General features: G+C 70.2%; 20 protein-coding genes and 2 pseudogenes. 11 read left to right on the top strand and 11 right to left on the bottom strand.

Features of this window, described 5'->3' with window-relative positions:
* Window positions 1–18: 18 nt before the first annotated feature.
* Window positions 19–372 carry a zinc ribbon domain-containing protein YjdM gene (locus WS64_RS16405; RefSeq protein WP_432206248.1) on the bottom strand — a complete coding sequence of 118 codons (354 nt, stop codon included), beginning with the start codon at window positions 370–372 and terminating at the stop codon, window positions 19–21.
* A gap of 359 nt (window positions 373–731) precedes the next feature.
* Between WS64_RS16405 and WS64_RS16400 the strand changes: the two genes are divergently transcribed.
* The 3 genes from WS64_RS16400 (at window position 732) to WS64_RS16390 (ending at window position 2,182) form a co-directional block, all read left to right on the top strand.
* On the top strand, window positions 732–995 hold the full coding sequence (locus WS64_RS16400; protein WP_059575122.1) for an HPr family phosphocarrier protein: 264 nt from the start codon (window positions 732–734) through the stop codon (window positions 993–995).
* A gap of 65 nt (window positions 996–1,060) precedes the next feature.
* A complete protein-coding gene (locus tag WS64_RS16395; RefSeq protein ID WP_059575120.1) occupies window positions 1,061–1,282 on the top strand; it encodes a hypothetical protein in 222 nt (73 codons plus the stop codon).
* Between the two features lie 333 nt (window positions 1,283–1,615).
* Window positions 1,616–2,182, top strand: a complete 567-nt coding sequence (locus tag WS64_RS16390; RefSeq protein ID WP_060966993.1) for a GNAT family N-acetyltransferase — start codon at window positions 1,616–1,618, stop codon at window positions 2,180–2,182.
* Between the two features lie 22 nt (window positions 2,183–2,204).
* Here the strand turns inward: WS64_RS16390 and WS64_RS16385 are convergent, their stop codons facing one another.
* Together WS64_RS16385 and WS64_RS16380 are read right to left on the bottom strand one after the other, a co-directional pair.
* Entirely contained in the window at window positions 2,205–2,426 is a 222-nt protein-coding gene (locus tag WS64_RS16385; protein ID WP_059575116.1) for a hypothetical protein, read from the bottom strand.
* Between the two features lie 23 nt (window positions 2,427–2,449).
* Window positions 2,450–2,872: a hypothetical protein gene (locus tag WS64_RS16380; RefSeq protein ID WP_244166604.1), complete on the bottom strand. Its 423-nt coding sequence runs from the start codon at window positions 2,870–2,872 to the stop codon at window positions 2,450–2,452.
* 473 nt (window positions 2,873–3,345) lie between these two features.
* Between WS64_RS16380 and WS64_RS16375 the strand changes: the two genes are divergently transcribed.
* The gene (locus WS64_RS16375; protein WP_059637327.1) at window positions 3,346–4,056 is read left to right on the top strand and encodes a response regulator; all 711 of its coding nucleotides are present in this window, start codon (window positions 3,346–3,348) and stop codon (window positions 4,054–4,056) included.
* A 67-nt stretch (window positions 4,057–4,123) separates the two neighbouring features.
* Here the strand turns inward: WS64_RS16375 and WS64_RS16370 are convergent, their stop codons facing one another.
* From WS64_RS16370 to WS64_RS16360, 3 genes are all read right to left on the bottom strand, one after another.
* A complete protein-coding gene (locus WS64_RS16370) occupies window positions 4,124–5,752 on the bottom strand; it encodes an efflux transporter outer membrane subunit (protein WP_155720441.1) in 1,629 nt (542 codons plus the stop codon).
* Between the two features lies 1 nt (window position 5,753).
* Complete coding sequence (locus WS64_RS16365; RefSeq protein WP_059637324.1) at window positions 5,754–7,346, bottom strand: DHA2 family efflux MFS transporter permease subunit; 1,593 nt, start codon at window positions 7,344–7,346, stop codon at window positions 5,754–5,756.
* A gap of 85 nt (window positions 7,347–7,431) precedes the next feature.
* A complete protein-coding gene (locus WS64_RS16360) occupies window positions 7,432–8,823 on the bottom strand; it encodes an HlyD family secretion protein (protein ID WP_060967459.1) in 1,392 nt (463 codons plus the stop codon).
* Window positions 8,824–8,981: 158 nt separating this feature from the next.
* On the opposite strand from WS64_RS16360, the gene WS64_RS16355 reads away from it, so the two are divergent.
* On the top strand, window positions 8,982–9,182 hold the full coding sequence (locus WS64_RS16355) for a hypothetical protein (protein ID WP_060966991.1): 201 nt from the start codon (window positions 8,982–8,984) through the stop codon (window positions 9,180–9,182).
* A gap of 210 nt (window positions 9,183–9,392) precedes the next feature.
* Entirely contained in the window at window positions 9,393–9,866 is a 474-nt protein-coding gene (locus tag WS64_RS16350; protein ID WP_059637321.1) for an NUDIX hydrolase, read from the top strand.
* On the opposite strand, the gene WS64_RS16345 is transcribed toward WS64_RS16350, so the two are convergent.
* The 5 genes from WS64_RS16345 to copM all read right to left on the bottom strand — a co-directional run bounded on the left by WS64_RS16345 (window position 9,841) and on the right by copM (window position 13,015).
* The gene (locus WS64_RS16345) at window positions 9,841–10,323 is read right to left on the bottom strand and encodes a hypothetical protein (protein ID WP_059637317.1); all 483 of its coding nucleotides are present in this window, start codon (window positions 10,321–10,323) and stop codon (window positions 9,841–9,843) included. The genes WS64_RS16350 and WS64_RS16345 overlap by 26 nt on opposite strands.
* 112 nt (window positions 10,324–10,435) lie before the next feature.
* Window positions 10,436–10,915 carry a BON domain-containing protein gene (locus tag WS64_RS16340; RefSeq protein WP_060966990.1) on the bottom strand — a complete coding sequence of 160 codons (480 nt, stop codon included), beginning with the start codon at window positions 10,913–10,915 and terminating at the stop codon, window positions 10,436–10,438.
* A 165-nt stretch (window positions 10,916–11,080) separates the two neighbouring features.
* A complete protein-coding gene (locus WS64_RS16335; RefSeq protein WP_059575098.1) occupies window positions 11,081–11,602 on the bottom strand; it encodes a low affinity iron permease family protein in 522 nt (173 codons plus the stop codon).
* A 161-nt stretch (window positions 11,603–11,763) separates the two neighbouring features.
* Window positions 11,764–12,504 carry an FRG domain-containing protein gene (locus tag WS64_RS16330; protein ID WP_059575096.1) on the bottom strand — a complete coding sequence of 247 codons (741 nt, stop codon included), beginning with the start codon at window positions 12,502–12,504 and terminating at the stop codon, window positions 11,764–11,766.
* A 127-nt stretch (window positions 12,505–12,631) separates the two neighbouring features.
* Window positions 12,632–13,015, bottom strand: a complete 384-nt coding sequence (gene copM / locus WS64_RS16325; RefSeq protein WP_059575094.1) for a CopM family metallochaperone — start codon at window positions 13,013–13,015, stop codon at window positions 12,632–12,634.
* A 280-nt stretch (window positions 13,016–13,295) separates the two neighbouring features.
* On the opposite strand from copM, the gene WS64_RS16320 reads away from it, so the two are divergent.
* From WS64_RS16320 to WS64_RS16300, 5 genes and pseudogenes are all read left to right on the top strand, one after another.
* Window positions 13,296–15,122 carry a thiamine pyrophosphate-requiring protein gene (locus tag WS64_RS16320; RefSeq protein WP_060966989.1) on the top strand — a complete coding sequence of 609 codons (1,827 nt, stop codon included), beginning with the start codon at window positions 13,296–13,298 and terminating at the stop codon, window positions 15,120–15,122.
* Between the two features lie 453 nt (window positions 15,123–15,575).
* Window positions 15,576–16,631, top strand: a complete 1,056-nt coding sequence (coxB, locus tag WS64_RS16315; protein ID WP_060966988.1) for a cytochrome c oxidase subunit II — start codon at window positions 15,576–15,578, stop codon at window positions 16,629–16,631.
* Between the two features lie 13 nt (window positions 16,632–16,644).
* Window positions 16,645–19,283 (top strand): annotated as a pseudogene (ctaD, locus tag WS64_RS34335) (cytochrome c oxidase subunit I); the annotation flags it as partial.
* Window positions 19,284–19,693, top strand: a pseudogene (locus tag WS64_RS35255) (cytochrome C oxidase subunit I). It begins immediately after the preceding pseudogene.
* Between the two features lie 81 nt (window positions 19,694–19,774).
* Entirely contained in the window at window positions 19,775–20,797 is a 1,023-nt protein-coding gene (locus tag WS64_RS16300; protein ID WP_155720440.1) for a c-type cytochrome, read from the top strand.
* Window positions 20,798–21,028 lie beyond the last annotated feature (231 nt).

Genomic DNA, 21,028 nt, shown 5'->3' with positions numbered 1-21,028 from the left:
GGTCGCCTGACCGTGCGCTCAGACCTTCTTCAAGTAGCACGCCTTCAGCATGAAGCCGCCCATGTCGGTCTTGCAGTCGACTTCGTGATCGCCGCCGACGAGCCGGATGCTCTTGACCTTGGTGCCCATCTTCAGCGTGATTGACGAACCCTTCACGCGCAGGTCCTTGATCAGCACGACCGAATCGCCGTCCGACAGCACGTTGCCGTTCGCGTCCTTGACGACGTCGCCCGCCGGTTCGTCACCGGCGTCGGCGCCGGCGTCGGCCGACCATTCATGGCCGCAGTCCGCGCACACGGTCAGCGCGCCGTCGGGGTAAGTGTTTTCCATCGCGCATTGCGGGCAGGCGGGGGCATTCATTGCAACTTCCATTCAGGAGGAGTTCGGGTCGGTCGACGATGCCGGGCGAGCAGGTTGCGCGCCCGGATACGCCGAGACTCGCCCGCCGGCAACGCCGCGGGCCGGCATCGGCGCACACGGCATTATAATGTAATTCACATGATCTGGCCGATGCATTATAATCCCCCACTTTCCGACAATCCGCGAATTTGAATACGCCTTTGCAGCGGATGTCGGCATGTTCGCGCCGAATGGCGCGTACAATGCACCCGGCCGGCACCCGCGCCCCTGCGGGAATTCGTGACATGCCAGCCGCCCGATGTCCGCTACACGTGCGTAACCCTGCATGTCGCGCGCCGCCCCGCCCACTTGTCCGGAGGCTTTCCAGCATCGTGGCAACCGTTGTGTACGTTGAAATCGGCCCCGCATGGAACCGCAATCGCGGCCGCGCCGCGCGCGATGCGACCGTCGACGCGGCACGCCGCTTCGACAGCGACATCCAGCTGATCGCGAACGGGCACGGCAGCAACGCAAAAGACAGCGGCGCGATCGCGTCGCTGCAGGTTCACGGCGGCACGTCGGCCCAGGTGCTCGCCACCGGCCCCGACGAGGAAGCGGCGCTGCACGCGCTGCTGCCGTTGTTGCAGGCAAGCTGATGCTTGCACCTCCTCCCGTCCGGCCGTGTGCCGCCCACCCCGAAACGCTATTTCCCGAGGAAGCCATGAACGATACGCTCACGTCCAACACCCCCAACCTGTCGGCCTCCGCGATCTGGGCGCTCGAACGCCTCGCCGATGTTCGCTACGGCCGCGATGCGCCGGCGCTCGGCTGGTCGATCGCGCGGGAGCTCGTCAACGCCGGGTTCGTCAGCCATCCTCCGCACGGCCGCTCCGGCGCATCGATCACGGCCGAAGGGCGCTCGTTCCTGAAAAGCCGCAAGTAACGCCGTCCGGCACGGGCGCGATCCCGCGTTGCGCGCAGCACGCGGGCGCGGCGATGACCACCGTCAGGAAGCAGGCCGACCGCTCGCCGCTGTCGGGGTTCGCTACAGGCGTTCGCACACGGCGACGAACAGCCGCATTCGTCGAACGCCCCGCGCGATGCGTCCGACCGCGACGTCGTCACGCGAGCCGGTCCATGCGGGCACCGCCGGCCGGCGCCGTCCGCGCGATGCGCCCGCATGCCCCGATGCGGGCGGGGAATTGCGTCCACGTCGCCGTTTACGCGGTATCGTACGAGACCCGAGCGCGGCGCCCTGCGTCGCCGCCCCTTCCTCATGGAACGCCCGATGACATTCAGCGCCGTGCCCCCCGTCTCGTCTCCGCCCGTTCTCGACACGCCCCGTCTGATCCTTGAAGGCCACCCGCTCGGCGACTTCGACGCACTCGCCACGATGTGGGCGGAACCGGGCGTCGTCGCGCACATCTTCAACGGCACGCCTTCCACGCCGCGCGACTCGTGGATGCGCATGCTCGCGTATCGCGGGCTGTGGCCGCTGCTCGGCTATGGGTACTGGGCGATTCGCGAAAAGGCGTCGGGGCGTTACGTCGGCGATCTCGGCTTCGCGGATTTCCACCGCAACATCGACCCGCCGATCCGCGGCGTGCCGGAAGCCGGCTGGGCGCTGGCGACGTGGGCGCAAGGCAACGGCTATGCGACCGAGGCGCTCGCGGCCGCGCTCGCATGGCTCGACGCGCAACAGCGGTTCGAGCGCAGCGTGTGTCTGATCGCGCCGACGAATGTCGCGTCGATCCGGGTCGCGGAGAAAGCCGGGTACGGCGAGCCGCGGCGCATCCGTTTCAACGACGCAGATTCATTGCTGTTTTCACGCAAGCGCCGGTAGGCGCGTCGAACCGGCGGCCAAGTCAGTCGGCGACCGGTTCGTAGCGATGCATGAAGAGGCCGTCGTCCATCGGCCAGCAGTTGCCGGATTCGTCGCGCACGATCCAGTCGCCCGGCTTCACGGATCGCCAGCCTTCCGGCGTCGCGATCGCCCACAGGCCGTGACGGCGCTCTACCCGTTCATGGTCGCCCTCGGCGAACCACCGTGTTGCATCGACCTGACTGGCGCGTTCTCTGAATTTCATGCCATCACCAAAGGAAACGGATTTCAGTGTCGCGTGGCTGCGGCGCCGGCATCGAGCGACCGCTGCCGCGCCCTCAGCGCGTTCGTCGTCGTGCGGGCTGCGTGCAGCGCCATCCAGCCCTCCGCGATGAGCGCCTCCAGCGTGTCGCGCGCGACGGTGGAAATCCGGACGTCGATCTCCTGCACTTTCATCAGCGCCGACACGACCTCGTCCGGTTGATCGGGTGCAAGCGCAACGATGAACGCCGAACGCGTCTCGGCGGCCCGAACGGCCTCGCTCCAGTCGGCGCGCGCCACCGCCGCTTCGATCGCATGCGTGAGTGCGTCGAGACTCTGGACGACTTGCAACGGCGTCATTTCGCTTCCCCCGTCAGTAATCGATCGCATCCGCCCGACTGCCCATCGGGAGCCGCCGCGGCGGCGACCCGACTCGCGCGTGAGCGACATGACTTGACGCTTCGCCGAGACCGGTAGCCGATACGATCGCGAAACAGGCGCAATGCGCGACGCGCGAATCAGGTGTGTGGATTGTAGGGAGCGGAACGCGGACGTCGGTAATATTTTGTAATGATATGTCGACTAACCTTGCCCGGCCTGGTGTCGGGCGGTGCGGGAACGGTGCGCGGCGTCGAAGTGGCGCAAACGTTTTCGTCTGACGGATGCGCGGGCGCGCATCGTCCCGAGCGCCGCGCCGGCTCTCGCGTCGAACCGTTTCAGCCTCACGCGCGGCCTCGCGTCGCTCGCCCCGCGCGTTTCCTCCGATGGCGGCGATTGGCGCGTAGATAAGCTCACCGAACGATTCAGATTTCCCCACATTCCATCGGAATGTTGCGCAGTATCATCCACGTCGCTTCGGCCACGACACGCTCGGACTGGGCCTGACCGCTCGCCACCTTCCCGTTTTGCCCCTTCGTTTAGCGATGCCCATCCGAATCCTGATCGTCGAAGACGACGTCCCGCTGTCCGCGCTGATCGCCGAGTACCTGCGCACGCATCATTACCAGGTGGACACGCTGTGCGACGGCGCCGGCGCGGCAGCGGCGATCGTCGGGAGCCGCCCCGACGTGGTGCTGCTCGACGTCAACCTGCCCGGCAAGGACGGCTTCGAGATCTGCCGCGCGGCGCGCATGCAGTACGACGGCATCGTGATCATGGTGACGGGCCGCGACGAGCCGTTCGACGAATTGCTCGGCCTGGAACTCGGCGCGGACGATTTTCTCCGCAAGCCGCTCGAACCGCGTCTGCTGCTCGCGCGAATCAAGGCGCAGTTGCGGCGCACGCGCGTGCCGGCGGGCGACGCCGTGCCGGATTCGCCGCAGCGATACGTGTTCGGCAAGTTCTCGATCGACCGGGCCGATCGCCGCGTGCATCTGCCCGACGGCAGCATGCCGCGCCTGACGTCGACGGAATTCGATCTGCTGTGGGCCCTCGTGTGCCGCGCGGGCGAGGTGGTGAGCCGGGAAGACCTGACGCTGCTGCTGCGCGGCATCGCGTTCGACGGCCTCGATCGTTCGATCGACGGCCGCATCTCGAAGCTGCGCCGCAAGCTGCGCGACGACGCGAACGAACCGAAACGGATCAAGACCATCCGCTCCAGGGGCTATCAGTTCAGCAAGCACGCATGGGATTGAGGCCGCGCGCGGGCCGCCGGACGGCGTTGCGCGAGCGCGGCACCCGATGCCCGCCGCGCGCGCGAGGCTACTGCGCGCGCGCCGTGCCGGTATCCTCATTCGCGGCCGGCCCCGCCTGCCAGCCGCCGCCGAGCGCCTTGTACAGCGCGACGAGATCGGTGGTCGTCTGCAACGCGCCCTGCTCGGCCTGCTGCCGGCCCTCCGCCCATTGCCGCTCGGCATCCAGCACGTCGAGGAACGGCGACAGGCCCTTCCGGTAGCGATCGCGCGCGAGGTCCAGCGCGCCCTGTTCGGCCTTCACCGCGTCGTCGAGCGCGGCCGCGCGCGCCTGGTCGGTGCGGTATACGGCCAGCGCATTGTCGACGTCGCGCAGCGCGACGAGCACGGCTTGCCGGTACGCGAGCGCCGCTTCGGCCTGGCGCGCCTGCGACAGCCGCAGGTTCGACACGAGCGCGCCGCCGGAAAAGATCGGCAGCGACACGGCCGGCCCGAACGCGTAGAACAGATGCGACCAGTGCGCGAGCTCGCGCACGTGCGACGCGCGCAGGCCGACCTGCCCCGTCAGCGAAATGTCCGGATAGAACTGCGCGACCGCGACGCCGACGTCGGCGGTGGCCGCATGCAGCTCGGCCTCCGCACGGCGGATGTCGGGGCGCCGGCGCGCGAGCGTCGACGGCAGGCCGACCGGCACGGTCGGCGGCACCGCCGGCAACGCGCGCGGGGCGGCCAGCCAGTCGTCGAGCGCGCCCGGCGCGCCGCCGACCAGATAGGCGAGACCGTTGCGCAGCAGCACGATCTGCTGGTCGAACTGCGGCAGTTGCGCGCGGATCTGCGCGAGCCGCGCGTCGGCGCTGCGCACGTCGAGATCGCTCGCGAGACCGTGCGCGGCCTGCTCGCGCGTCAGGTCGAGCAATTCGCGCTGCGCGCGTTGCAGGTCGTCGGCCAGCGCGCGCTGCGCTTGCGCGCCGCGCAGTTGCAGATAGGTCTGCGCGACTTCGGCCTCGAGCGACAGCAACGCGTCGTCGCGGCTCGCGACCGCGGCGCTCGTCTGCGCGCCGGCCGCTTCGACCGAGCGGCGCACGCGGCCGAACAGGTCCAGTTCCCACGATGCGTCGAACCCGGCCTGCCACAGGTTGACCGGCGATTCGAGGGCATCGAGCGCGCCGCGCGCACCTTGCTGCACGCTTGCTCCGGTGCCTGGCCCGAACCGGTCGAGCGGTGAGCCTGGCGCGCCGAGACGATCGACGCGCTGGTCGATGCCCTGCTCCTCGACGATGCCCTTCAGGCCGAGCTGCTCGCGCTGGTAGCTCGCATTCGCGCGCACGTTCGGCAAGCCCTGCGCGGCGGCCGCGCGCACCTGCGCGCGTGCCTGCGCGATGCGCAGCACGGCCGCCTGCACGTCGAGGTTGTCGTGCGCGGCGCGCTCGACGAGCCGGTCGAGCAGCGGATCGCCAAACGCGCGCCACCAGCGCGGATCGGGATCGGCGTCGATCGTGGGCGACGACCGCGCGGCCACGCCGGATGCGGGGGCGGCCGCCGGCCCGTCCGCCTGCATCGCATGCCAGGTGGCCGGGACGTCCGCTTGCGGCGGCTGGTAATCGGGGCCGACGGTGCAGCCGGCGATGATCGTCGTCATCGCGCCGCACACGATGCGGCGAATCAGGCGGTGGCTGCGATTGTCGCGGCGCATGCGCATGTCAATGCCCTCCCGCGCCGCGCGCGGCCTTCGCCGGCGAGAACAGGAACGTCAGCGGAATGCTGAACGCGCAGAACACCGCGAGGATCGCGAACACGTCGATATACGCGAGGATCGTCGCCTGCGAGACGAACGTTTCGTAGAGCCGGCCGGTCGCGGTCTGCAACGCGGCCGGCGGCGGCGCGCCCGTCAGCGCGCCGATCGCGCGCGCGTTCTCCCGCAGCGCATCCTGGAAGTTCTGCGACAGCGTCGACATGTGCGTGGACAGGTGCGCCATGCGCGCCTGCGTGCGCTCGCGGATCAGCGCGGTCGACACCGAGATGCCGATCGAGCCCGCGACGTTGCGGAACATCGTGAACAGCGCGGACGCGTCGTCGTTGAGCCGCCGCGGCACGGTCAGGTACGCGAGCGTCGTGATCGGCACGAACATGAAGCCGATCGCGAGCGACTGCGCGCACCGGATCATCACGAGGTGCTTGTAGTCGATGTCCGGCACCAGCATGCGCGAATAGATCAGCGCGCCGCACAGCAGCACGAAGCCGAACCCGACGAGATAGCGCGTCTGCACGTGCGGCATCAGCCGGCTCACGAGCGGAATCTCGAGCGTGATCAGCAGCGCGCCGGGCGACAGCACGAGCCCCGCGAGCGTCGCCGTGTAGCCGAGATGCTGCTGGGCGAGCTGCGGCACGATCACCGCGCTGCCGTACAGCACCGCCGCGAACGTCGCGATCGTCACGCAGCCGAGCGCGAAATTGCGGTCGCGCAGGCACGACAGGTCGACCACCGGTTTCTTCGTGCGCAGCAGCCACAGCGTCGCACCGATCAGCCCGAGCGCGGACAGCACCGCGAAGACGCGGATGAAGGTCGAGCCGAACCAGTCCTCGTCCTCGCCGCGATCGAGCATCACCTGCAGGCAGCCGAGCCCGATCGCGATCAGCCCGATGCCGATGTAGTCGATCGAGATCCCGCGCTCGGCGCCGCGCCGCCACGGCGGATCCTCGACGAGCTGCATCACCGCGAGCACGGTCAGCGCGCCGATCGGCACGTTGAGCAGAAACACCCAGCGCCACGAGAAATGGTCGGTGATCCAGCCGCCGAGCGTCGGTCCGAGCACCGGCGCGACGACGATCGCGATCGCCGAGATCGAGAACGCGCGGTTGCGCTGCTCGGGCGGGAACGTATCGAGGATGATCGACTGCTGGTTTGGCTGCAGCCCGCCGCCGAACAGCCCCTGCAGCACGCGGAACACGATCAGTTCGCCGAGGTTGGTCGCGACGCCGCACAGGAACGAGCACACGGTGAACGCGGCGATGCACAGCAGGAAGTAGCGCTTGCGGCCGAGCAGGCGCCCGAGGAAGCCCGAGATCGGCAGCACGATGCCGTTCGCGACGAGGTACGACGTGAGCGTCCAGGTCGCCTCGTCGTAGCTCGCCGACATCGTGCCGGCGATGTGCGGCAGCGCGACGTTGACGATCGTCGTGTCGAGCACCTCCATGAACGCGGCGAGCGTGACGACGATCGCGATGAGCCACGGGTTCGCGGCGGGGCGCCATGCGCCGCCGGACGCGCCGCCGCGGTCGGGCGGCCGGTTCATCGGCGGACCTCGCGAGGCGGGAACGGCATGCGGGTATCGGGCATCGGATCGCTCCGGTCGACGCCGGCCGCGGCACGGCGGCCGGTCATTTCAGATGGACGGTCGGCTCGACCGACAGGCCGAGACCGAGCGGCGGACGGGTCGGCAGCGGGCCGTCGAGCACGATCTTCACCGGCACGCGCTGCACGATCTTCACGAAGTTGCCGGTCGCGTTCTCGGCAGGGAATGCGGAGAAGCGCGAGCCGCTGCCGAGCTGGATGCTGTCGACGTGGCCATGCAGGTCGAGATCGGGATACGCGTCGACCGACACGTCGACGCGATCGCCGACGCGCATCCGTTCGAGCTGCGACTCCTTGAAATTCGCGGTGATCCACACGCGCGGCGTGACGATCGAGAAGATCGACGTGCCGGCTTGCAGGAACGAGCCCAATTGCACGTTGCGCCGCGTGACCCAGCCGTCGGACGGCGCGCGCATCTCGCAGTACGACAGGTTCAGGTTGGCCGTCTCGAGCTGCGCGCGCGCCTGCAGCACCTGCTGGCGGCGTTCCTCGACGGCCGTCTCGGCCTGCCGGATCTGCTGCGGCACGAGGCTCGCGGTGCGCGCCTGCGCCTGGGCCATCGCGACGTTCGCGTCGGCGGTCGCGCGTTGCGCGTCGGCCGCATCGATCGCCTGCTGGGAAGTTGCGCGCGCATCGACCGCCCGCTGCCGCGCCTGCGCGGCGAGCGCCTGCCGGTACGCGGCTTCCGCCGATTCGATCTGCGCGCGTGCCTGCCGGTACTGGGCCGGATACTGCACACGCGCGATATCGAGCTGCACGCGCGCCGCGTCGAGCTGCGCCTGTGCGAGACCGAGCTGCGCCTGCGCCGCGTCGACCTGCGCGCGGTAGTCGCGCGGATCGATCTCGACGAGCAGGTCGCCACGCCGTACGAAGCTGTTGTCGTCGACCGCGAGCCGCGTCACGTAGCCGGACACGTGCGGCGCGACCGCGATCGCGTTGCCGTCGGTGTACGCATCGTCGGTGCTTTCCTGGTTGCGCGTCGCGAGCCACCAGACGAGCCCGCCGACGAGCAGCACGACCAGCACCGCGCCGAGAATGATCAGCGTTTTCTTACTGGGCCGCTTGCGTTCGCCTTCGCCGTTGTTGCCGTTCCCGTCTCCGTCGCCGCCGGTGCGGCCGCCACGATCGTCGTGCGGATGGCCGTCGCCGCCACCGCCGCCCGGCGCGTCGGTCGGGTGCTCGCCGTTGCGGCCCGGCGCCGCTCCCGAGCCGCTGCCGCCGCCGGACGGGTCGTCGCCCGCGCGGGCGAGGACGGCAGGCCAGCGGGTAGGCAGCGGCGTCGACAGTACGACGCCGGCCACCGCCGGCGCGAACGCGTCCGGCGCGCCGGTGCCGCGCCGTCCTGGTGTCGACGTGCGCCGCAGCGCGACGCAAGATCGCTCACGAACGGACCACGGGCACAGGATCGCATCGGACATGAAACGGGGCTCCAGGCGGCGGCCGCGGGCGCCATTGCCCGCGCCGACCTCAAACGCGCGATCGAGCAAACAGCGGGCCCGGCAACGCGCGTCGTCCACCGCGGCATGCGCGATGCGCGACGTGTACGCCTCGACCGCCCCGACAGGACTCGCGAACCATGACACACTCGACCCCGCTCGACACCGACACACGCGACGAAGATCGCGGCGACAGCACGCCCGGCCCCGAAGGCAAGCGCCGCGGCACCGCCACGCCGCCGCCGCGCAGCGCGCACGACCCTGCGGAAGGCAAGCCGGCGGCACCGCCAAGCGGGACGCCGCCGCGTGGCACGCCCTCTGCCGAACCCGGCGACGCGTGATCGACGCGCGTCGCGCCATACCGCCGTCCCACTCGCGCGAAACGGCCGCAGCGGGCGGCGGCAGAAATGACAAGCCGTTGAAAAATCGCGGACGAAGGCTGGCCAGCAGGGCCCGAAACACTCGCACGAGGGCACATGCGACAGCGAAGCGGGAACGCACGTTGCGGCAGGCGGCGCATGGATCTTTCGCCCATCTGCCGCCTGCCCTGCATGACGCTACCCGACCCGTCCGATTTCCCCGTTCGCGCGGTACCGCTCGCGCCGCTGGCGAAGGAACGCGCCACGATCGTCTGCCATCGCAACCGGCGCGTGCTGCTGGTCGCCCGCGGGCGATCGTCGCGCTGGACGCTGCCCGGCGGCGTGATCCGGCGCGGCGAATCGGCGCTCGACGCCGCGCATCGCGAACTTCGCGAGGAAACCGGGCTCACCGGTCTCGAACTCGCGTATTTCTTCTACGTGGACGGCAGCGTGAAGCGTCATCACGTGTTCGTCGCGAGCCTGCCGCGCGGCGCGCACGCTTGCCCGGGCCGGGAAATCGCGCTGTGCCGCTGGGTCGGCATCGACGCGGTGCCGCACTGGCCGGCGAGCGCGCCGACGCAGCGCATCATCCGTCAGTTCGCGGGCCTGTGCGTGGCGAGCGATCCGCGACCGGGCGCGGTCATGCGTCTTTCGCCGTCTCGCTGAGCCCAGCGACGGGCGGCTGCGGATCGCGCGCAAGCCCTTGTGCGAAGACCTTCAGCCCTTCGAGCAGCGGCGTCAATGCATCCCACAGCGCCTCGTCGTGCAGCAAGCGGTAGACGCCGCGCACGCCGGGCGCGACGTGCGGGTGCTGCGCCGGTTGCCATGCGCCGACGTGATGCAGCGCGTCGGCCGCCGCGAACGCGGCGCGGCCGAACTGTTCCGGCGGAATGCGCGAGAGCGCGGTCACGAGCATCGCGAGATTCTGCATGCCGCTCTGCATGCCGGGCTTGTCGAGCGCGTCGACGAACGTGTCGGCCAGCCGCGCGTTCGCGCTGACGACCTCGTTCGCGAAGCGCAGGAAGCCGTGCCGATGCAGGCTGCCGAGCAGATGTTCGAGCGCGTCGTGCGCGCCCGGCTCCGGATGCGCGGACGTCGTGTCGGGAGGCTGGCGTTCGGTCATGGGTGGCTCCGGTTGAGGCGCCAGGCTGCCGTCGTTCCGGCAGCCGTGCGTGCGCCGAATGCATGTCGTACTCGTTCACCGGCCCCCGCCGGGGCGGGCAGCCGCGGCCGCGTCACTGCGAATGACCGTCGGTCGGCGCCTTGTATTCGCTGCGCGCGCCCATCGCGTCCTCGACGCGATGCACGCCATGCAGCGCGGCGACACCGTCGATCAGCGCCTGCCGTTCGGCCTCGTCGACCTGTCCGGTCAGGCACACGTTGCCGCGGTCGACGCTCACGTCGATGTCGCGCGGGCGAGCGACGAGCCGGCCGAGCGCCGCACGCACGCGCTCGGCGACCTGTACGTCGTTCGCGTCGCCCGCGAGCCAGTCGGCCCGCAGCCCGGCGATCGCGCCGCGCGCATGGTCGGCCGCCCGCTTCACCTGCGTATTCGCATAATCGGCCACGTCGTGCCGGCCCGCGGCCGCCTTGTCGCGCAGATACGCGCGGCGGCGCCGGCCGGACGCAGGATCGAGGAAGTACATCGCGGCCGCCCCGCAGGCGACGGCCACCGCAAGATTCAACAACGGATTCGACGGGACTCTGGAGTTCATGGCGGCACCCTGGGCTATACCCGGAACGACCGGGCTTCGTGTCGGCATGCAGCACGTGCCGTTCCCCGCCGCGAGCGGCGCGTACGAGCCGTCGCGCCGCGATGCGGCGCCGGAAACGACAAGCGTTTGAAAAATCATCGGGCCGCGCATCGCTCGATCGCGAGATCAGGATTCGGGCGGCGTGTCGGCCGTTTTCGTGTCGGCCGCTTCCGCCCGTTTTCCGCCCGGCTCGTCGTCGCCGCGCTCGGCCGCGCGCTGCGCCATTTCGACGTAGGTCTGCGCCAACGCGCGCAATTCTTCCTCGGACGCATCCTCGATCCCGATCAGCCGGTCGCTCGCCGCGCGCGTGACGGCGAGCAGTTCGTCGAGCTTCAGGTGCAACGCCACGCTGTCGCGATTCTGGTTGCGCTGCAGCAGGAACACCATCAGAAACGTGATGATCGTGGTGCCGGTATTGATGACGAGCTGCCACGCGTCCGAGTAGTGAAACACCGGCCCGCTCACGAGCCATATCGCGGTGATCGCGACCGCGCTGCCGAACGCGACCGGCGAGCCGGCCCAGGTGGTCACGCGCGACGCAAAACGTTCGAACGCACGGGTAACGGCGTGCCCGGCCGGCCCGGAACCGGCGCCGCGCTTGCACGCCGTGCCGCGACGGTCGCTCGGTGGTTCGTTGAGTTCGCGCATGAATGCCTCCCGGATCGATAGACTGTTTGAATGCGCGCATGAGCCGCCTCGCCGCCCGCCGCGAACCGTACGCCAGCGGCCACTCGGGGTTCGGTCCCGCGTGCGCGCCGTCGGGAGAAGCATCACGCGTGCCCGCCCCGTACGCCCACGCAGCGCCGGCTTCAGCGCGGTGCGTGCGTGTCCTCGTCGTCCGGGAAATAGCGCGTGTCGGTCAGTTGGGCGATGCCGTCGAGATCCGGAAAGATCGTCGCGATGCTCACGCCGACGCCGGCAAGCTCCTGCCTGATCGACGCGAACCGGGCGCCCGGCACGGCGATGCGCACGAGGCGGCCGGCGAGATCCGCGTCCTCGTCGAGCGGCACGAAGCGCCCGCCGCGCGCGTCATAACGGTGAATCGTGAACCAGCCGTCCTGCGCGGTGATCCTCGGCATGACGTGACGCGGCCGGAACACCTTGGTGCGCGTGACCTCCAGCGGCGCGCGCCGGTCCGCGGCGGTCGCGATGTCGTCGGCGTCGTGCGACAGGCACCACACCACGCCGTCGCCGCCCGATTCGCCCGCGCGCCTGACCGCGAACCACAGCGCGGCCAGCGCGTTGCCGGACCAGTCGAGCAGGCGCGTGCGCATCCCGTGCTGCTGCGCGAGCGCGAGCCAGTCGCATGCCTCGAGGTTCTGCCCGGGTTCGAGATGCGGCAGCGCGCGCCGCGTGAATTCGTCGAGCATCCGCGCTTCGACGTCGGGCGACGCGTGCTGCCGCGCGATGCCCGGCGCGAGCGGCCAGCCGGCATTGCACTGGCCGCGAAAAAGCCGCAGCGCCATCGTCTGCCGCTGCGCGCCGATCATGGTCATGTAGTCGGCGACGCTGTCGATCGAGCGGCCTGTGCTCTCGCGCTTACCGTCCATGCATCGCACCTCCCGTCGCGCCTGCCCGTCCACGCGGCCATCGACTCGGCGCGCGTCCGACGTCGCCGCTTGCCGGATGCGGAACCACCGGTACGGCCGCCCGCGTATCGCCGTCTCGCATCGCGGTTCACGGCGTGCTGCCGTGCTCCTTCTGCCAGCGCTCCATCAACGCGATCTCGTCGCGCTGCGCGGCGACGATCCGGCTCGCGAGCTGCCGCAGCGTCGGGTCCTTGCCGTATTTGAGTTCGACCTGCGCCATGTCGATCGCGCCCTGGTGATGCGGCGCCATGTGCGCGACGAAATCGCGGTCGGCGTCGCCCGTATACGGCGCGCTTTCCATCGCTTCCATCATTTTTCGGTCGGCGCGCTTGAACGCCTGCGTGGACGTGTCGGGCACGCTGACCGGATTGGCCGGGCGCAACTGTGCGGCCGCGGGCAGCGCCGACGCGCACGCCGCGAGCAGCGCGCTGGCGGCACAACGGCGTATGGATGAACGGTTGAATGCACGCATGAGACGAATCCTCGACAAGAAAGTGAACGGTCCGCGTGCGTCATCCCCCTTCCGTTCGCACGCATTGAAACGGCTGAGGCCGCGCGACCCGCGTTACCGCCACCACGCACGCGCGTCGCTGGGCGCGACCAGCGTGCGAATGCGGCCATCGTTGCGCTCCGGTCAGCTTGCTCGTTGCTCGCGGATGCCGCGTGCAACCGCCGTGCCCGACGCACGCGGCGCGGCACGTGCCTTGCGCGGCAGCCCCGCATCGGCTCATCCCGAACCAAGGAGAAACGGCATGGCGACAGTGGCGGATTTCATCGTCCAGCGGCTGTACGACTGGGGCGTGCGCCGCATCTACGGCTACCCGGGCGACGGCATCAACGGCTTTTTCGGCGCGCTGAACCGCGCGGACGGCAAGATCGAATTCATCCAGGCTCGCCACGAGGAGATGGCGGCCTTCATGGCGTCCGCGCATGCAAAATTTACAGGCGAGCTCGGCGTATGCGTCGCGACCTCCGGCCCCGGCGCCACGCACCTCGTGACGGGCCTGTACGACGCGCGGCTCGACCACATGCCCGTGCTCGCGATCGTCGGCCAGCAGGCGCGCGCGGCGCTCGGCGGCCACTACCAGCAGGAAGTGGATCTGCCGGCCCTTTACAAGGACGTTGCGGGCGCATTCGTTCAGCTTGCGACGGTACCGGGCCAGGTGCGGCACCTGGTCGACCGCGCGGTGCGCACCGCGCTCGGCGCGCGCACGGTCACCGCGCTCGTGCTGCCGAACGACCTGCAGGAGCTCGACTACGCGCCACCGAAGCGCGCGCACGGCACCGTGCATTCGGGGGTAGGCTATACGGCACCGAAAGTCGTCCCGTACGCGGACGACCTGCGGCGCGCGGCCGACGTGCTCAACGCGGGATCGAAAGTCGCGCTGCTGGTCGGCGCCGGCGCGCTGAAGGCGACCGACGAAGTCATCGCGGTGGCCGACCGGCTCGGCGCCGGCGCCGCGAAGGCGCTGCTGGGCAAGGCCGCGCTGCCGGACGACCTGCCGTGGGTCACCGGCTCGATCGGGCTACTCGGCACGAAGCCCAGCTACGAGCTGATGACCGAATGCGACACGCTGCTGGTCGTCGGCTCCGGCTTTCCGTATTCGGAGTTCCTGCCGAAGGAAGGCCAGGCGCGCGGCGTGCAGATCGACCTGAAGGCCGACATGCTGAGCCTGCGCTATCCGATGGAAGTCAATCTGGTCGGCGACAGCGCCGAGACGCTGCGCGCGCTGCTGCCGCTCCTGAACGAGCGGCGCGACACCGCATGGCGCGACCGGATCGCGAAATGGAACCGCGACTGGCGCGAGACGCTCGCCGCCCGCGCGGCCGCGAAGGCCAGCGCGGGCCGCGGAGTGAATCCGCAACGCGCGTTCACCGAGCTGTCGCCGCGCCTGCCCGACGACGTGATCCTGACGAGCGATTCGGGCTCCTGCGCGAACTGGTATGCGCGCGACCTGATGATGCGGCGCGGGATGATGGGATCGCTGTCCGGCGGCCTCGCGTCGATGGGCGCCGCGGTGCCTTACGCGATCGCCGCGAAGTTCGCGCACCCGGTGCGCCCGGTGATCGCGATGGTCGGCGACGGCGCGATGCAGATGAACAACATGGCCGAGCTGATCACGGTCGCGAAATACTGGCGCCAGTGGCCCGACCCGCGCTGGATCTGCATGGTGCTGAACAACGAGGACCTGAACCAGGTCACGTGGGAGCAGCGCGTGATGGAGGGCGACCCGAAGTTCGACGCGTCGCAGCAGATCCCGAACGTGCCGTACTACCGCTTCGCGACCCTCCTCGGCCTCAAGGGCATCTACGTCGACGATCCGGAACAGCTCGGCGCCGCGTGGGACGAAGCGCTCGCGTCCGACCGGCCGGTCGTGCTCGAAGTGAAGAGCGACCCCGAGGTGCCGCCGCTGCCGCCGCACGTGACGCTGCAGCAGGCGAAGCATTTTGCCGAAACGCTGGCGAAAGGCGACCCGCGTGAAGCGAACGTGATCGTCGAGACCGCGCGGCAGGTGCTGTCGGCCGTGCTGCCCGGCAACGGCGAACACGGCGACAAGCGCGGCAAAGGCGAATCGTAAGGCAAGCGCGCGGGACGGTGCTGGCCGATGTCGGCGTCGTCTCGCCCGTCGCCCGGCCGTGCGAGCACCGCCGAGCACCGCCGAGCACCGCGTTTACGACGCCTGACTTGCGCGAGTGTGAACGGGAAATCCCGCACATGGGCCGCGCCCTCACGTCGTACTCCTCGGATCGCAGCCCGACATCGTCACGGAAGCCGAGTGGCCGTTCGAACAGCGCGTGCGCGTCGTCGCGCCGCTGTATCCGGTACACCTGCACGAGCCGGAAGCCGGCCGCGGAAAAGCGCGTTCGGCGACGTGAATGGCCGCCCAATTTACAAGCCGGCTGTAACGCACCGGCCGTCGTGCACGTCATCCCGCCCTTCCACAGCCGCATGCGTGCGAGCCGCGTGCGCATGAAATTTGCTCCGCCGCGAACGGCCGTCGTCATGCCGCCCAACCCGGCAAGGAGTCGCGTTGCCCGTTCCGCCGTTCCTGAAAACCCGTCATGCCGCATGGATCGCACCGGTCGCGTGGACGATCGTGCCGATCGTCGCGCGCGCGGCCGCCGCGCCTGCCGAGCCCGGCAATCCGTCCGCGCCGCTGCCGCTCGCGTACGTCGTGCACGCGGCCGGCCCTGCGGCGCAGCCGGTCTTCGTGCTCGGCTGGGCGCTGCTCGCGCTGTGCACGTTCGTCTGCGTCGCGATCGCGGTGCTGCTGCTGATCGCGCTGTTTCGCCGTCGCGCGCAGGCAGGCGCCGGCCACGGCAGCGGGCTGACGATCGTGACCGTGGGCACCGCGATCTCGATCGTGCTGCTGTTCGGCGCGCTCGTCTACATGCTGCGGGTGCTGGGTGCCGTCGCGGCGCCGCCGCGTCCGCCCGCGCTGACGATCGCCGTGACCGCGCAGGACTGGTGGTGGGCCGTGCGTTATCCGGACGATATTGACGGGGCCGGCTTCGTCACGGCGAACGAGATCCATATTCCGGTAGGCGAACCCATCGCAATCGAACTGAAGAGCGCCGACGTGATCCACGCGTTCTGGGTGCCGCAACTCGCCGGCAAGACGCAGACGATACCCGGCCAGACCAATCGCCAATGGCTGCAGGCCGACCGGCCGGGCGTCTATCGCGGGCAGTGCTCGCAATACTGCGGCGCGCAGCACGCGCACATGGCGTTCGAAGTCGTGGCCGAGCCGCCGGCCGCGTTCCGTGCGTGGCTCGCCGCGCAGCGCCAACCGGCTCCGGCCCCCGCGGCGAGCGCCGAACGCCGCGGCCAGCGCGTGTTCGCCGCGCGCTGCGCGGGCTGTCACGCGGTGCGCGGCACCGACGCGGCGGGCGACGCGGGCCCCGATCTCACGCACGTCGGCACGCGCCGGCTGCTCGCGGCCGGCACGCTCGACAACACGCCCGACAACCTGCGCCGCTGGGTCGCGCATGCGCAGCAGATCAAGCCGCAGTCGCTGATGCCGTCGATCGCGCTCGCGCCGCGCGACGCCGACGATCTCGCCGCGTATCTGGCGACGCTGCACTGAATCGAGGATGCCGATGGCCATTGCCCGCGACACGCCGGCCCCGCTCAACCGCGTACCCGATCTCGGCGAAGCGCCGCCCGGTTCCGCGCACGAGCGCGCGCTGGCCGAGCTGTGGGAATCGGAACCCGGCTGGCGCGGCTGGCTCGGCACCGTCGATCACAAGCGCATCGGGCTGCGCTACATCGTCACCGCGTTCGCTTTCCTGCTGCTCGGCGGCGTGGAGGCGCTCGTGATGCGCATCCAGCTCGCACGACCGAACGCGACGCTGCTCACGCCCGCGCAATACGATTCACTGTTCACGATGCACGGCGTCACGATGATCTTCCTGTACGCGCTGCCGGTGCTGTCCGGCTTCGCGAACTACCTGTGGCCGCTGATGCTCGGCTCGCGCGACATGGCGTTCCCGCGGCTGAACGCGTTCTCGTACTGGTCGTTCCTGTTCGCCGGGTTGTTCCTGTACGCGAGCTTTCCGCTCGGCGCGGTGCCGGACGGCGGCTGGTTCAACTACGTGCCGCTCACGTCGCTCGACTACAGCGCCGGCGCGAACATCGACATCTATGCGCTCGGGATGATCCTGCTCGGCATCTCGACGACCGGCGGCGCCGCGAACTTCGTCGTCACGCTGCTGCGGATGCGCGCGCACGGCATGTCGATCGACCGCGTGCCGATCATCGTGTGGGGCACGCTGACCGCGTCGGTCGCGAACCTGGTGGCGGTGCCGTCGGTGAGCCTCGCGTTCCTGCTGCTGTGGCTCGACCGCAATGCGGGCACGCACTTCTTCGACGTCGCGCACGGCGGCCGGCCGCTGTTGTGGCAGCACCTGTTCTGGATGTTCGCGCATCCGTGGGTGTACGTGGTCGTGCTGCCGGCGATGGGGATCGTGTCGGACGCCCTGCCGACCTTCTGTCGACGGCCGCTCGTCGCGTACGAGGCCGTCGCGGTATCGACGGTGGCGACGATGCTGATCGGCTTCGAGGTGTGGGTCCACCACATGTTCGCGACCGGCATCGCGCCGCTCGCGCTCGCGTTCTTCGGCGCCGCGAGCATGCTGATCTCGATTCCGAGCGCGGTCGCGGTGTTTGCGTGGATCGCGACGATCTGGACCGGCCGCCCCGTGTTTCGCACGCCGTTCCTGTATTTCGCGGGCTTCGTGCTGATGTTCGTGATCGGCGGCGTGTCGGGCGTGATGACGGCGGCCGTGCCGCTCGACTGGCAGCTCACCGATACGTACTTCGTCGTCGCGCACCTGCATTACGTGCTGCTCGGCATCAACGTGTTCCCGGTGCTCGGCGGCGTCGCGTACTGGTTCCCGAAGTTCACCGGGCGGATGATGAACGAGCGGCTCGGCCGCTGGACCTTCTGGGTCGTGCTGATCGGCTTCAACCTCGGCTTCTTCCCGATGCACGTTTCCGGGTTGCTCGGGATGCCGCGACGCATCTATACGTATCCATCGGGGATGGGCTGGGACACGTCTAACCTGCTGACGACGATCGGCTCGTTCGTGTTCGGGATCGGCATCGTGATGTTCGTCGTCAACGCGCTGGTGAGCGCACGGCGCGGCGTGCGCGCCGGCGACAATCCGTGGGGCGCGGCGGGCCTCGAGTGGTCGGTCGCGTCGCCGACGCCCGTGTACAACTTCGCGGTGCTCCCGCTCGTCGCGTCGCGGCATCCGCTGTGGGAAACGCGCGACGATCCGACGCGCACCAGCCTGCGGGTCGGCTACCGGCTCGCACACGGGCGCGAGGCGCTCGCCGTCACGCCGCTCGCCGCGGCGCCGAGCGCGATCCTGAAGATGCCGACGACAGTTGCGTGCCGTTCGTGCTCGCGCTGCTGGCGACCGCCGTGTTCGCGGCGATGCTCGTGCGCTCGCCGACGCTCGTGTGCGTGGCCGCGGCCGGTTGCGCGGTCGCCACCGCCGTGTGGCTGTGGCCGCGCCGCGCGCTCGGGCAACGTGCTCACCTGCCCGCCCGCGCGAACACGCAGACGCCTGCCGCGGCCGCCGGGCCGCAGCCGGCCGAACCGCCGTCGGCCACGGTACCGGCCGGCGCGCCGGCCGGCTGCATCGACCCGCTGCCGGTCGGCAGTTGCGGCGAACGCGCGGGGCGGCTGGTCGGGTGTGCTCACGCTGATCGTGACCGAGGCCGGGCTGTTCGGCTATCTGCTGTTCTGCTATTTCTACCTGCAGTCGCAATGGTCCGCGCCGTGGCCGCCCGAAGGGATGCCGAAGATCGGGCTCGCGGCCGTCAACACGGTCGTGCTGCTGTCGAGCAGCGTGTTCGTGTGGCTCGCCGAGCGCGCGGTGCGGGCCGAGCGGCAGGCCCGCGCGGTCGCGATGCTCGTCGTCGCGCTGGTGCTCGGCACCGCGTTCGCGCTGGTCCAGCTTCACGAATGGCGCGACCATCCGTACGGCCCGACCGCGCACCTGTACGGCAGCCTCTATTTCACGATCACCGGGTTCCACCTCGCGCATGTCGTGGCCGGCCTCGCGATCCTCGCGCTGCTCGCGGGGGTGGACGGCCGCCGGTTTCTTCAGCCGCGAGCGACGCGTCGCGCTGGACGGTCGGCGGGCTCTACTGGCACTTCGTCGACATCGTGTGGCTGTTCATCTTCACCGCGCTGTACGTATCGCCGTTCTGGCTGGAGGAGCACGGGATGAGCGACGCCCGACGCGCGTGGACCCCGCTGCTCGCGATCGCGGCCGGCCTCGTCGGCGCGCCCGCGCTGTGGGTTTGCGCAGATGCTCGTGTCCGAAACGCTCGCGTCCACCGCATGCTATCCGCTCGGCGTCGCGCAGGCCGCGCCGCGCTGGACGCATGTCGGCGTGTGGCTCGCACTGATCGCCGCGGGCGCGTTCGCACTGGCCGCGGCCTGCGCGACGTGGCTCGCGCGGGCGTGGCGGCACCGATATCGGACGCGATGCCGATGCGCCCGCCGTGACGCGCGACGATAGTACGCGCTTTCTCGCGCGCTGCGGAATGCTCGCCGCGCTCGGCTTCGTGATCGGTCTCGTGTTCACGGGAATCGTCACGGCTTTCGTGGGGCCTTGCAGTCCATGGCGCTGATCTCGTTCGCTTCGTGCTGCGTTCCCGGCCGCCGTGCGGGTGTCGCGCTCGCGCTGTGGTGTCATGCTCGGCGCGTGCGACATGCAGCCCGACGACAACGCAGCGGCAGCCGGCGATACGGCCGACGCCGCGTCGGCGGCCGAAGCGCCCGAGCCAGCGTCTGGCTGGCGGTTCGTGCGGATTCACGCGTCGGCGGCCGATGCCGGTGCGTCGATGTCCGCTCGTGCGAGAGAGGATCCGCGGCTTTCACGCAAGCGGAAGGCGAGTGTCGCCAATGCGGCAGCGTCCGGCGCTTGCCGCCCCGCCGCCGGACTCCGCTCCCGCGTCGACCGCCCGCCCGCCCGGTCATTGCTGCGGCGGCGGCGAGCGCCGACGCCGCGACGATCGCGCGGCCGCTATCTCGCGCTGGCCGGCGATTGCGCCGCGTGCCACGACGCGGCCGACCATACGCCGTACGCGGGCGGCCAGCCGGTGAATTCGCCGTTCGGGCCGATCTATGCGCCGAACATCACGCCGGACCCGACGCACGGGATCGGCCTACACGCTGCGCCAGTTCGACGACGCGTTGCGGCGCGGCGTGCGCGCGGCAGCCGGCTGTATCCGGCGATGCCGTACCCGTCGCTCGCGCACCTGACCGACGACGACGTGCGCGCGCTGTACGCGTATTTCATGCGCGGCGTCGCGCCTTCCCCGAACGCGGCGAAGCTCACGCAACTCCCGTTTCCGTTCAACCAGCGCTGGGCCCTCGGGCTGTGGAGCCTCGCGTTCGCGAACCGCGACCGGTTCACGCCCAGCCGTCGCAATCAGCGCAATGGAATCGCGGTGCGCTATCTCGTGCAGGGGCTCGGCCATTGCGGCGCATGCCATACGCCGCGCGGGCCGGCCTACAACGAACGCGGCTACGACGAACGCAGCCCCCGCGTTCCTGACCGGCGGTATCAACGATCACTGGTTCGCGCCGAACCTGACCGGCGCGGACTCGGACGGCCTCGGCCGCTGGTCGGACCGACGACATCGGCCGCGTTCCTGCGCAGCGCCATGCGGCGCGCGGCTCGGTGTTCGGCGCGATGGCCCCGGTCGTCGGCGAAAGCACTGCATTGCTGACGGAGGACGATCGTCGGGCGATCTCCGTGTACCTCAAATCGTTGCCCGCGCAACCGACCGCCGCGACGAATCCGCTGGGCGTCGGCGTGCCGCGGTTGACGCCCGCCGGCCCGCGCCCGGAAAGCGGCCAGCAAGCGCCCGGGGCCGGTGTGTATGCGGGTTCTGTGCACGTTGCCACGGTGCGGACGGCACGGGCGTGCGCGATCACGGGCCGGCGCTCGCGAGCAGTTC

Source organism: Burkholderia anthina, from assembly GCF_001547525.1.
Classification (GTDB): Bacteria; Pseudomonadota; Gammaproteobacteria; order Burkholderiales; family Burkholderiaceae; genus Burkholderia; species Burkholderia semiarida.
Note: the sequence above shows the minus strand (reverse complement) of the source record. Positions and strands in the feature narration are given on the sequence as shown.